This window comes from Pedobacter quisquiliarum, from assembly GCF_014642175.1.
Classification (GTDB): Bacteria; Bacteroidota; Bacteroidia; order Sphingobacteriales; family Sphingobacteriaceae; genus Pedobacter; species Pedobacter quisquiliarum.
In genome coordinates, this window is record NZ_BMIL01000007.1 from 1 (window position 1) to 14,279 (window position 14,279).

A 14,279-nucleotide genomic window follows, 5' to 3' on the forward strand; every position below is an offset into this window, starting at 1 on the left:
GGGAGAGTAGGTCGGTGCCAAATCTTAAAGAAAGCCTGTAAGTGAAAACTTGCAGGCTTTTCTTGTATATACAGGTTTTTGAAATTGCTACATTCCTATAGCAGCTGTGTTTTTATGACTACCTGTCATCCTGCTGCATGTCAATACCTTGAATTTTATTGTGCTTGCCGGATAAAAGAATTGTAACTTTGCTCTTTGACGAAGTATACAATAAGAAGCATTAGTAAAAGAAGGAAGTATAATGAGTAAAACGAATAAGAAGCAAGATGCATTAGATTATCACGCGCAGGGTAGACCAGGTAAAATTCAGGTTATACCAACCAAACCTACCGCATCACAGAGAGATTTAACTTTAGCATACTCTCCAGGTGTAGCAGAGCCGTGTCTGCGTATTGCTGATCACACTGAAGATGTTTACAAATATACCGCAAAGGGAAACCTTGTTGCTGTAATCAGTAATGGTACAGCGGTGCTTGGACTTGGAGACATCGGTCCGGAAGCGAGTAAACCCGTTATGGAAGGTAAAGGCCTTCTTTTTAAAATTTTCGCAGATATTGATGTATTCGACCTGGAGTTGAATACCAAGAATATAGATGAGTTCGTAAATATCGTTAAGGCCCTTGAGCCAACTTTCGGTGGTGTAAACCTGGAAGACATTAAGGCACCCGAATGTTTTGAAATTGAACGCAGACTGAAAGAAGTCATGAACATCCCGGTGATGCATGATGATCAGCACGGAACGGCTATCATTTCTGCAGCAGCATTGTTAAACGCTTGCGAGCTACAGGGTAAAAACCTTGAAGACGTTAAGATCGTTGTAAATGGCGCTGGTGCGGCAGCAATCTCCTGCACACGTTTATATGTGTCAATAGGTGCTAAAAAAGAAAACGTGGTGATGCTTGATCGTACAGGTGTGATCCGTGCATCACGCGCCAATCTGGATGCCATTAAAGCTGAATTTGCAACCACACGCGAGATCGATACCCTTGCAGAAGCAATGGCTGATGCTGATGTATTTATCGGACTTTCATCTGCGGATTGTGTTACGGTTGAGATGTTGAAGTCTATGGCTAAGAATCCTATCGTTTTTGCCATGGCAAACCCGAACCCGGAAATCGCTTATGAACTTGCTATCAGCTCACGTGAAGATTTAATTATGGCTACTGGCCGTTCGGATTATCCTAACCAGGTGAACAACGTATTGGGTTTCCCGTACATCTTCCGCGGTGCGCTGGATGTTCGAGCAACTACAATTAATGAGGCCATGAAGATCGCGGCAGTACATGCGATTGCAGACTTGGCTAAGAAATCGGTTCCAGAAGCGGTTAATATGGCTTACAATGCCAAGAACCTGAAGTTTGGAAGTGATTATATCATTCCGAAACCGATGGACTTGCGTTTGATGACGAACGTTTCTTCCGCAGTTGCGAAAGCAGCGATCGAATCGGGTGTTGCCAGAAAGGTAATTACCGACTGGGATGCTTACAAAGAAGAGTTAAAAGGCCGTTTAGGTGGTGAAGACGCGATTATGCGTGCGGTAACCAGTCGCGCGAAATCTGCTGCAAAGCGTGTTGTTTTCGCTGAAGCCGATAACTATAAAATCTTAAAAGCTGCTCAGATTGTAAAAGAAGAGCACATTGCCATTCCCATTTTATTGGGAAATAAAACGATCATCAGCCAGATCATTGAAGAGCATGCGCTTGAACTGGATGGGGTAGAGATCATCGATCCAATGCAGGAGCCGGAACGCAGCAAGAAGTTTGCGGATGCATTGTTCAAGAAAAGACAACGTAAAGGCCTTACACAACTGGATGCAGGGAAGCTGATGCGCGATCGCAACTACTTCGGTGCTTCCATGGTGGAGTTTGGTGAGGCAGATGCCATGATTTCTGGTTTGACCAAGAATTATGCAAGCACCATTAAGCCGGCGCTTCATGTTATCGGTATTGAAGATGGCGTGAACCGCGTTGCGGGTATGTATATGATGATGACCAAAAAAGGTCCTGTATTCTTTGGCGATACCACGGTGAACGTTGATCCTACGGTTGAAGAACTTGTAGACCTTACTTTATTGATGAACAGTGCGGTGCGCAAGTTCAACATCCAGCCAAGAATCGCTTTATTATCTTACTCTAACTTCGGCTCAAACCGTGGTACCGTGCCTGATAAAGTGAAAAAGGCGGTGAAGATCCTGCATGAAAAACATCCTGATGTACTGGTAGACGGTGAGATGCAAGGAAACTTCGCCATGAACAATGACTTGTTGAAGGATAACTTCCCATTCAGCAGGTTGGCAGATGCACCGGCAAATACGCTGGTATTCCCGAATCTGGAGTCTGGAAACATTGCTTACAAGCTTTTACAGGAACTTGGTGGTGCAGAAGCGGTAGGTCCGATTTTGCTTGGTACGCGTAAGCCGGTGCACATTGTGCAACTGGGTAGCTCTGTAAGAGAGATCGTAAACATGGTAACCATTGCTGTAGTGGATGTACAAGTGAAAGAGGAAGAAGCAGCAGCAAAACAAAATAACTAAAAACAGCAAACGCTCATGTTCGACTATATTGATGGTAAGTTAACGTTCAAATGTCCGGCCTATATTGTTGTTGAAGCCGGGGGGATCGGTTATCACATCAATATTTCGTTGAACACCTACAGCTTGCTGGCTGATCAGGAACGCTGCAAAGTGTACACCTGGTTACATATTAAAGAAGATGCACATACTTTATACGGGTTTGCAGATGAAGGAGAGCGCAGGCTTTTCCTTCATCTGATTTCCGTATCGGGTATTGGTCCAAACACAGGCCGGATGATGTTGTCATCCATTACGCCCAACGAAATTCAGGCAGCTATCGTAAATGGCGACCTGCCACTTATCCAACGCATAAAGGGCATCGGTGCGAAATCGGCCCAACGTCTGGTGTTGGAATTACAAGATAAACTTAAGAAAGAAGGTACGGGATCACTGATCGCGGCACCACTGAATACGACAGTCAGAGAAGAAGCGCTCTCGGCATTGATGATGCTTGGCTTTGCAAAACAACCTGCAGAGAAGGTATTGGATCAGGCCGTGAAGAGTGGCGGCACAGATCTGACAGTTCAAGAAATGATCAAGATTGCCCTAAAAAACCTATAATTATTTACCTTATTGCTATTGAGAAAAACAGCTACCTTAATTTTATTTTTGGTTATTTCTTTTGGCATACAACAGGTTTACGCGCAAGTGAGACCTGGAAGAACCAATTCTGATAGCGTAAGGAATTCTTTCGGGATATGGGAAAAGGTACGACTTGGCATTCGGGACAGCGTTAAGCAATATAGCCCCTTACCCGGACTCTTTAAACGGGAAGTAGAGTACGACCCCATCAACAAACAATACATCATCAGAAACCGGATTGGCGATCGCCTCCTCGGTAATCCACAATACCTTAGCATAGATGAGTACCAACGCTTGATGGACGCGGAAATTAAGGCGCAGCACTGGCGGAGCTTCTCGGATACAGAAGTCACTGACTACCGCAGGACCGGCATATTGCCACCCCTTACAGTAAACAGCAGAACCTTTGAGCGCTTGTTTGGTGGGAATACCATAGACATCCAGCCTCGTGGAGAAGCGGAATTTACGGTGCTCGGCCGGGTAAATAAGAACGAAAATCCGCTGTTTAATGAGCGGCAGCGTGTGCAAACCAACTTCGACATCAACCAGCGCATTCAAATGGATGTGATCGGTAATATCGGCACGAAGTTGAAGCTAAACATGAATTACAACACGGAAGCACAGTTTGACTTTGAAAACCAGATTAAACTGGATTATACCGGTGGCGAGGATGACATCATCAAAAAGATAGAAGCCGGTAATGTAAGTCTGCCTTTAAATACCAGCCTGATTACCGGTACGCAGGCGCTGTTCGGTGTGAAAACACAATTGCAGTTCGGCAAATTGACCGCGACCAGTGTGTTCAGTCAGCAGAAGTCCCAATCGCGGGAGATCCGGATCGCGAATGGTGCACAGCAGAACGAGTTCCGGATCAGTGGCGATGCATATGAAGCCAACAAGCACTACTTTCTGGCGCAATACTTCAGGAACAATTACAACAGCGCACTGGCGAACCCGCCGACCATCAACTCCGGTGTAAACATCACGAAGATAGAAGTCTGGATTACCAACAAAACGGGTAACACCACAGACTCCAGGGATGTACTCGGGTTTTTGGACCTGGGGGAAAACAATCCCTATAATACGGCCCTGATTCAGGGCGGTGCAGGCTATTCGGCCGTGCCGTCCGGCTTCATCGCGCCAAATTTTCCTCGAGCTTCCAACAATTTGCTGGAAAGACTGCCTGCAGCTGCACGCTTTACCAATTCCAACGAGGTGATATCCTTCTTTCAGGCCAATGGTGCGACGGACAACTTCGCGCGGCTGACCTACGCGAGAAAACTTACCGATCGGGAGTACAGCTTCCATCCGCAACTTGGCTACATCTCTTTGAACAATGCTTTGAATGCAGATGAGGTGCTGGCAGTGGCTTACCGTTATACTTTCAATGGCGTAGAATATCAGGTGGGGGAGTTCTCGACAGACGTTTCTTTCAATCAGGGGACGCCCAATGTTTTATATGCCAAGTTGCTGAAGAACGAGACCATTAAAACCAATCTGCCGACTTGGGATCTGATGATGAAGAACATCTATGCCATTGGCGGCTACCAGATTTCCCAACAGCAGTTTAAATTAGATATCTTCCGGATTGACGAAAGCTCGGGTATCGAAAGACCCGCCATTACCGAGGGGCAGCGTACGCAGAACCGGTTGTGGATAGATCTTACCGGATTGGACCGGCTGAACCCCCAAGATGAGAAGAAACCGGATGGCTTTTTTGATTTCCAGGCGGAGGACCAGCCCTTCGGCACGAGCAGCAATACTTCTTCTAATGCTTCACTGTCTGGCTTCGCCATGCAGAGCCGAAAAGGTTACATTACCATTGATCCTTTAAACGGCAGGATTATCTTTCCGGTTGTTGAGCCCTTTGGACGTGATCTGGCGGCACAGTTCAGTCCTGCGGAGGCTTTGCTTGCTGCGAAATACACCTATCCCGCATTGTATGACTCGACACAAGTAGTTGCCCGACAGCTGTTCACCAAGCAGAACCGCTATGTCCTAAAAGGTAATTACCAGAGCGAGGTGTCGTCAGACTTCAGTCTGAATTCCATAAACGTACCGGAAGGTTCTGTACGGGTTTTCGCTGGGAATATTCCTTTGCAGGAAGGGAACGACTTCACCGTGGATTACATGGCTGGGCGGGTGAAGATCCTGAATACGGCAATACTGAGTTCCGGGCAGCCAATACGGATCACGACGGAGAACAATGAGCTTTTTGGTCTGCAGCAACGATCGCTGTTTGGCACACGCTTCGACTACCGGGCGAACAACAAACTAAACCTTGGTGCTACCATTATGAACCTTTCAGAAAAGCCGCTGACGGCTAAGGTGAACTATGGCGAGGAGCCGATCAATAATACCATGTGGGGCATGGACTTTAATTACAGCAGTCCGTCCCGCTTTTTGACGCGCATGGTGGATAAGCTGCCATTCATTTCTACGAAAGCCCCTTCGGCGGTAACGTTTTTAGGTGAATTTGCGCAGTTAATTCCGGGGCACCCGAAGGCGTTGAATGCGAATGGCCGAAAAGGTGGAACCAGTTACCTGGACGACTTTGAAGCTGCGCGTTCGGTGATTGACTTGAAAAGTGCTTTGGCATGGCAGCTTTCGGGTACGCCGCAGTTGTTTCCGGAAGCACAGCTGGTCGACGACTTAGGTTATGGTTACAACAGGGCTAAGGTTGCTTTTTACAATATTGATCCCAGTTTCTACAATCGGGATGGTGCTAATATTCCGGCGAACATCCGGACGGACCGCAATGAACTTTCCAATCACTATGTGCGGGAAATTATAGAACAGGAAGTGTTCCCTTTTAAAGAGACGCTGACCGGACTTGCGGTGAATTTACCGACACTCGATGTGGCGTTCTATCCAAATCTGCGTGGACCTTACAACTATGCACCAACAGGCTTCGGTGCTGATGGTCGCCTGAACAATCCGCGTTCACGTTGGGGCGGTTTATTCCGTAAAATTGAGAGTAATGACTTTGAATCTTTGAACATCGAATACCTGGAGCTTTGGATGATGGACCCCAACATCTACAAGCCGAACAATACGAATGCTGGTGATTTGTACTTCAATCTGGGGAACATCTCGGAGGACATCTTGAAAGACGGACGTAAGTCGCTGGAGAACGGTCTGCCGGCGGACAATGATCCGAGTAAGTTCGATGAAACCAGGTGGGGCAGGGTGCCAAAACTTCAACCGGTGGTACAGGCGTTTGATAACAATCCGGATGCGCGGCGAGCACAGGATGTGGGCCTGGACGGCTTGTCTGACCTGCAGGAGCAGCAGAAGTTCAATGCGGCGCTGGACCAGATTAAAGCACAGCTGAATCCGGACGCTGCCTTGGCCATGACTGCAGATCCATCATCGGACAACTTCACCTTTTATCGCGGACCGGCACTGGATCAGGCGCGCGCCGGCATATTGAAGCGTTATGAAAATTATAACGGGCCAGAAGGCAATTCAAAGACCGCACAGCAGGCTATGGCTGATTTGGGATTGGAGAATGCAGCATCTACATCTTTACCGGATGGCGAAGATGTGAACAGGGATAACAACATGACGCAGTCGGACGAGTACTTTCAGTACAAAGTTTCGATGCGCCCTGCAGATCTTGAGGTCGGCCGGAACTACATAACCGATAAAGTCGTGTCACAGGTAAAGCTTGCAAATGGTCAGACGCAGCCGGTGACCTGGTACCAGGTTCGCATACCCTTGGCGAACTACGAGCAAAAGGTTGGGAACATACAGGACTTTAAGTCGATTCGCTTCATCCGGATGTTCCTGACGAATTTCGCAGATACGGCGGTTTTACGATTTGCGAGGATACAGCTGGTGCGCGGCGATTGGCGGCAGTACAATGCGAACAATACGGCAGCGGAGTTGATTGTAGATCCTGCGCTGGTACCTGCTGCACCGGATAACTCCAGTGTTGAGCTGGCAACGGTAAACATAGAGGAGAATGGAAAAAGATCGCCCATTCCGTATGTTGTGCCGCCAGGCATCGAGCGGGAGCGGGACTATAGTAATTATCGTGGTGACACCCGTCAGAATGAACAATCGTTGTCGTTCATCGTGCGTAACCTGCGTGATGGTTATGGGCGCGCAACTTTCAAGACCGGTACCAATGACTTCAGGTCTTACAAAAGACTGGAGATGTATGTGCACATGGAAGCCCTTGGCAGCAGGGTGCTGAACGATCTTGATGTAAGCGCATTCATTATGCTGGGGACCGACAACCAGGATAACTACTACGAATATACCAAGCCGTTGTATGTGACGCAGCCGAACACCAGTGATCCAAACGCCATCTGGCCGGACCGGAACAAGATAGACATTGAGCTGGAGCTGTTTCAGAGGGCAAAGATCGCCCGGAACAATGCCGTGCTGCCCAATGGGCAGGCATGGCCGATTAACATTCCTTATGATTACACCGATGGCAATAGTACGATTACGGTGAAAGGGCAGCCAGACATGAGCAAGGTGCGGCTGTACATGTTAGGGCTGAAAAATCCATTGCGAAATCCGGACCTGCGACAAGGGGATGATGGGCTGGAGAAGGATGCCGAGATCTGGTTCAATGAACTGCGACTAACCGAGTTTGATGAACGGGGTGGCTGGGCAGCAACGGCTGGCATGTCGGCGAAGCTTGCTGATTTCGGCGACATTCAGATCTCTGCGAGTAAATCGACCATCGGCTTTGGATCTATTGAAAAGAGAGTTTCTGAGCGGAACAGGGCAGATCACACGTTTTTTGATGTATCCTCTAATCTGGAGCTTGGAAGGTTTTTCCCGCGGAAAAGCGGTTTGGTGATACCGATGTTTGTAAGTTCCTCTGCGCAGATCAGTACGCCGCAGTATGATCCAAGGACGCCAGACATTGAACTTAAAAATGCACTTGATGGTGCTTCAAAGGCGGAGAAAAAGAACATCCTGAACTATGCACAGGATTATACGACCAGGAACAGCATTAATTTTAACAACATACATAAGGAACGTACCGATCCCGAGCAGAAAGTGCGGCTATGGGACATTGAGAACTTTAATCTGAGTTATGCTTATACGCGGTATTACCATCGTGATTTCATCAATGAGCAGAACATTCAGCAGAGTTACCGCGCATCTTTAGCGTACCGGTATGCCGCACCGGCAAGGTCTTACCAGCCGTTTGAGAAGCTGATTAAGTCGAACACGCTGGCCTTATTGCGGGACATCAACTTCAGCCTGCTGCCAAGCGCCATCAATTTCAGGATTGATTTCGACCGTTACTATTCAGAGAACAGCCTGCGGAACAATGATCCCGGGAATTCCATTCCGATCAATACGACTTACAACAAGAACTTTCTGGTAACGCGTGTCTACGGCATTTCCTGGAACCTGACGCGTTCTTTGACGCTGGACTTTGATGCGACGAATTACTCCATTATCGATGAACCGGACGGGCGGATCAATGGACTGAAAACGGATACGCTATGGCAGAACCTGAAGCGCCTTGGCAGAACCACGGATTACAATCACGACCTGAACATTACGTACAATGTGCCGATCAACAAGATTCCCGGCTTGAACTGGATCAATGTGGCTACCCGCTACGGCACGAACTTTAACTGGCAGACAGAACCACTTTCGACCTTGCGCGACCCGAACGTAAATCTTGGTAACACGATACAGAACTCGCGGAACATTCAGGTTAATCCAACTTTAAACTTGAATGCTCTGTATAACAAGTTTGGCTTCATCAAGCGCTTAAGTGCAGCAAAAGAAGCTTCCGCGGGACGATTCTTCATTGGTTTATTGACCAGCGTGAAGACGGTGAATGCTGCATTTACCCAGACCAAGGGTACGTTCCTGCCGGGCTATTTACCGGAATCTGACTACCTGGGGATGGATGATGTGACGGGTGCACCTGGCCTGGGCTTTGTATTTGGCAGTCAGCGTGACCTGCGCGCCAGCGCTTTAGCAAGAGGATGGCTGACCAATGATACGCTGCAGTCGCAATTGTACGTGAACACCCTTCGGGAGGACCTCAGCTTGACGAGCACCGTTGAACCTTTACGCGATTTGAGGATTACGCTCACGGCCAACCGCAACAGAACGATGAACTTCTCCAGCAACTTCCGTTACAGTAACGAACGTGGTGGCTTTGAGAATTTGAGTCCATATACCACAGGGGACTATAACATCTCTTTCATCTCGCTGAAAACCGCGTTCTCGGATAAGAATGGCAGTACAACTTCCGGATTGTACAGGCAGTTTATGGCGAACCGAGCGGTTGTTTCGCAACGACTGGGTGCGCAGAACGGGAACTCCAATGGCAGCAATGGTGTATTTGCAGATGGCTATAATGAGCAGGCGCAGGATGTGCTGGTAGCTGCTTTTGTGGCGGCATATACCGGGAAAGATGCATCCGCCGTGCGCCTGAAAGGTTTTCCAAAGATCCCATTACCAAACTGGCGGATCAATTACGGTGGCCTGTCCAGACTGGGCTTTATGCAGGAGACCTTCAAATCGATCGACATCAGGCATTCTTACCGCGCAACTTACGCAGTGAACAACTTCAACTCGCTGCAGCAGTATCAGGAAATCGGTGGCAGCGTGAGCAGCAGGGATTTGAACAACAACTTCCTGCCGGCATTGCAGTACAGCCAGGTGACCATCACGGAACAATTTGCGCCACTGATCGGGGTGGATACCCGCCTGAAGAACAATCTGACGGCGAACTTTGAGATTGGGAAGAACCGCTTGCTAGGTTTGAGCCTAGGCAACAATCAACTGGCACAGTTGTCGGAAAACAACATGGTTTTTGGACTCGGCTATCGGACCAACCGCTTCAGATTTCCATTCGGATTATTTCAGCAGGTGCGGATGGACAATACAATGGACATCAAACTTGATGTTGCCGTACGGGATAATAAGACGGTGATTTACCGGGGTGATGTGGATGTGGCAGAAGTTTCATCGGGTGCGAAAAACATCGCCCTGCGCCCAAGTGTGGATTACATGTTGAATCAGCGATTAAATGTGCGCTTGTTTTATGATTCGAACATCACTAAACCATATACCTCTTTGAGTTATAATACCGCTTACAGCAACTTCGGTTTCAGCCTTCGCGTAACGCTAAACTAGCATTTGCGGCACGAATTAACATTTGCATAAAGGACCAGATTAATTACCTTTGAAAAAAACTAATACGATATGAATTTTCCAGCAGAGTTGAAATACACGAAAGACCACGAATGGGTTAAGGTTGATGGTGATCAGGCCATTATTGGGATCACGGATTTCGCACAGCGTGAGCTTGGCGACATTGTTTATGTTGACATCAATACCGTTGGTGATGAAGTTGCTGCAGATGATGTTTTCGGAACAGTAGAAGCTGTTAAAACGGTGTCTGATCTTTTCATGCCGGTTACCGGAACAATTCTGGAGACCAATCCTGCTTTAAATGATAACCCGGAGCTTGTTAATACAGATGCTTACGGTGAAGGCTGGATGGTTAAAGTTACCCTTTCGAACCCTGCAGATCTTGACGGTTTATTAGATGCTGAAGCTTACCAGGCACTAATCGGCGCTTAATACATGCAGCTAATAAAAGAATTGAAGTACCAGGCATGGGCAATTGCCTGGACACTTCTTATTTTAATTATATGCTGTATGCGTACAGATGGCGCGACAAACAGCGGCTTTTTCTTTGTCGGATTTGATAAGCTGGTACACCTGGGCGTTTTCTATGTACTAACGGTGCTGATGTTTTATGGGAAAATTAACTATCAGCATAACTACCGCTTTCGCTCACTGACCATCTTTAAAATTATACTAATTACCGGATTTATTGGCGCCGGAATTGAGGTACTACAAGCAACGTTCTTTACCTACCGCTCGGCAGAATGGTGGGATTTTGGTTGCGATATGATTGGCGTATTTATGGGCGTATTCAGCTATGTCCTTCTACATAAAATGGATTATGAAAAATAGCTTAAAAGTCTTCCTTGCGGTATGTTTGTTAAGTAGTTTAACGGCATGCAGCATTTTTAAATCCGGATGTGACTGCCCTAAAGTGAGCAGCAGTAAAGTTAAGGCGCATTCGACGCTTAGCTAACCGTATTTATCTTCAGTGTGTTAACAGTGCTTGTTCACACACTTTTACACATGGGGCATTTTCTTGGGCTGTGTATTTTAAATGTTACCTTTAATTTAATATCGTTTAGTAAACCTTAAAGGGTTTGTGTAGTCTTATTGGGGTACTTTTACAATAGGTCATACATGAAAACTTTTACGAAACCCTTTACACTATTTCTCTTTTTACTTATCGGCTTTTGTGCCCGGGCGCAGGACAAGATTGGTTCTGTTACCGGAAAGATTAGCAATGCCAAAGACCAGTCGGCCGTAGAATATGCTACAGTCGCTGTCAGAAGCCTCAAAGATTCAAGTGTGGTCGGCACGACAACCACCAATGCACAAGGTGTATTTACTATCAAAAATCTTGCTCCAGGAGCATACCGTTTGTATGTTGCCTACCTTGGCTTAAAGAACACAAACAAAGAATTTACCGTAACACCGGCTGCCAGCAGTGTAAACATTGGTACGCTTGCCATGGCTGACGATGGTTTAAACCTAAACACCGTTGAGATTAAAGGCGACGCGCCTCCGGTGATTGTGAAAAAGGATACACTGGAGTTTAATGCAAGCTCATTCAAAGTGCGGGAAAATGCCGTGGTTGAAGATGTGCTAAAAAAGGTTCCGGGTATGGAGGTGGACAAGGATGGATCTGTAAAAGCACAGGGTGAAAGAATCACCAGGGTTAAAGTTGATGGTAAGGAGTTCTTCGGAAATGATCCTTTACTGGCAACTAAAAACCTGCCTGCGGATATGATTGATAAAATCCAGGTGATTGATCAACTGTCCGATCAGGCGCAGTTTACTGGCATCGATGATGGTAACCGGGAGAAGATTATTAACATCACCACGAGAAAAGATAAAAAGAAAGGTTTCTTTGGAAATTCTACTGTAGGCTATGGTACGGATGACCGCTATGACGCGAACATCAACGTGAACAAGTTTAATGGTGATCAGCAGATGTCAGTGGTTGCGCAGTTCAACAACGTCAACAAGCAGAGCTTCGGTGGCGGAGGTGGCGGCGGGTTTGGTGGCGGTGGCCGTGGTGGCATGATGGGTGGCGGTGGCGCTACTCAACAAGGTATTACCACAACCAATGCAGCTGGTTTTAACTTCGCAGACGTTTACAACAGCGGGAAAACCCAGTTTAACGGTAGCTATTTCTTTAACAATACTTCTTTGTTCAATGAACAGAACAGCTTCCGTCAGAACTTACTTGGGAACACCGTTACAACTTTCGACGAAGATCTGAGAAGCACAACGGAACGTTTAAATCACCGTTTGAACTTCTTGTTTGATACCCAGCTGGATTCTTTAACTTCAATTCGTATTCAGCCGAACTTCAGTTACTCGAACACAGACCTGGTTCGTAGTAACGCTTACATCAACAACTATAACGAATACACAACTGTAGGTACGCAGAACTTTGAGAACAAAGGCACCACGCCATCCTTGTCGAATAACTTACTATTGAGAAGGAAGTTTATGCGTCCGGGAAGAACATTATCCCTGAACGTAAACACAAATATTAACAATAGCGACTCAGAAAACTACAACAGAATAGAAAACAACACAACTAATGTGACTGGTACTTCCCAGGAGTTTACCAACCAGTTTAACGATCAGGATGGAAAATCTTTTGGTAATACCTCAAGGTTAGTTTACACGGAGCCGCTTTCTAAGACAATGAGCCTGGAGCTGAACTACGAGAACCGTTACAATTACGATAACTCCGAACGACTGACTTACAACTTCAACGACGTTACATCGAAGTACGACCTAATAGATCCAACATACACCAATGCTTATGAGAATACCACATTCACCAACGCATTGGGCTTTAGTTTCAATCAGAACGCTAAAAAGTACACCTGGAATGCGGGCTTAGCGGTACAGAACACCGACCGTAAGAACGAGAACTTAAGCACAGGAAACATCATCAACCAGAACTTCTATAACCTGACACCAAGTGCGCAGTTCCGCTATACTTTCAGCAACAGTAAGCGTCTACGCCTGAACTATCGCGGTAGAACACAACAGCCATCGATCTCACAAATCCAACCGGTACTTGATAACTCCAACACGCAGACCATTGCGATCGGTAACCCCGAGTTGAAGCCATCATTTACCAACAACCTGAGTATTTTCTATAACAACTTCGACTTTAAGAACTACCGTTCATTGTTTGTCTTCGCAAACATCAACCAGACGGTAAATGCTTTTGGTAACAACAGCTCAATCATCACAGATGAAAACGATGAGAACTTCGGTAAGATTGCTGTACGTCCGATTAACGTGGACGGCGTGTACCAGGGGAATGTGTTTGGTAGCGTAGGCTTACCGATCATCCCTGGAAACAAGCTGAACCTGAACATCAACCTTGGGGGATCTTACGCAAGAGGCGTGAACATCACCCGTGGACTGGAAAACGTGACCAATGATGTAAGTTTAACCAACGGCTATAAAGTGGTTGCAACTTTTGACAAGTTCGACTTCACTGCTGGCATTAATGGTTCCCTGAACCGTGCAACTTACTCGGCGCAGCCAGCTCAGAACACCACTTACTATACTTTGAACCCTACATTGGACATCAGTTATGTGTTCCCTGGTAATATCCGCCTTGCGGCAGATGTAGATTACTTCCAGAATACCGGTCGTGGTGAAGCATTTGACACCAAGTTTACCTTACTGAATGGCTATGTAAGCAAGCAGTTCTTCAAGAACCGCGGTACTTTCAAACTTGCCGTTAATGACGCATTGAACCAGAACAAAGGAATCCTTAGAACCAGTAACGACAACACCATTACGGATCTAAACTTCAATGTACTAAAGAGATACTACATGGTTTCCTTCACCTACTCGCTAAATAGAATGGGCGGAAAGAACATGGACGCGAACATGGAAGGCCAGGGCAGACGAGGTCCAGGCATGGGCGGTCCAGGTGGCGGCGGCAGAACGCGCATGTAATCAGCGTACATTATCTTAGCAAAAAGCCACTTTCAGT

6 protein-coding genes are annotated in these 14,279 nt (G+C 46.8%); all 6 read left to right on the forward strand.

From position 1 onward, the window contains the following. Positions 1-241: 241 nt before the first annotated feature. The 6 genes from IEW69_RS10985 (at position 242) to IEW69_RS11010 (ending at position 14,242) form a co-directional block, all read left to right on the forward strand. A complete protein-coding gene (locus IEW69_RS10985) occupies positions 242-2,533 on the forward strand; it encodes an NADP-dependent malic enzyme (protein WP_188626909.1) in 2,292 nt (763 codons plus the stop codon). A gap of 15 nt (positions 2,534-2,548) precedes the next feature. Beyond that, a complete protein-coding gene (gene ruvA / locus IEW69_RS10990) occupies positions 2,549-3,133 on the forward strand; it encodes a Holliday junction branch migration protein RuvA (RefSeq protein ID WP_188626910.1) in 585 nt (194 codons plus the stop codon). 18 nt (positions 3,134-3,151) lie between these two features. Continuing rightward, positions 3,152-10,285: a T9SS outer membrane translocon Sov/SprA gene (gene sov, locus IEW69_RS10995; RefSeq protein ID WP_188626911.1), complete on the forward strand. Its 7,134-nt coding sequence runs from the start codon at positions 3,152-3,154 to the stop codon at positions 10,283-10,285. A gap of 69 nt (positions 10,286-10,354) precedes the next feature. Next, positions 10,355-10,735: a glycine cleavage system protein GcvH gene (gene gcvH, locus IEW69_RS11000; RefSeq protein WP_188626912.1), complete on the forward strand. Its 381-nt coding sequence runs from the start codon at positions 10,355-10,357 to the stop codon at positions 10,733-10,735. A 3-nt stretch (positions 10,736-10,738) separates the two neighbouring features. After that, a complete protein-coding gene (locus IEW69_RS11005; protein WP_188626913.1) occupies positions 10,739-11,134 on the forward strand; it encodes a VanZ family protein in 396 nt (131 codons plus the stop codon). Between the two features lie 288 nt (positions 11,135-11,422). Continuing rightward, positions 11,423-14,242 (forward strand): outer membrane beta-barrel family protein, encoded by a 2,820-nt coding sequence (locus IEW69_RS11010; protein ID WP_188626914.1) that lies wholly within the window; start codon positions 11,423-11,425, stop codon positions 14,240-14,242. Positions 14,243-14,279: the final 37 nt, after the last annotated feature.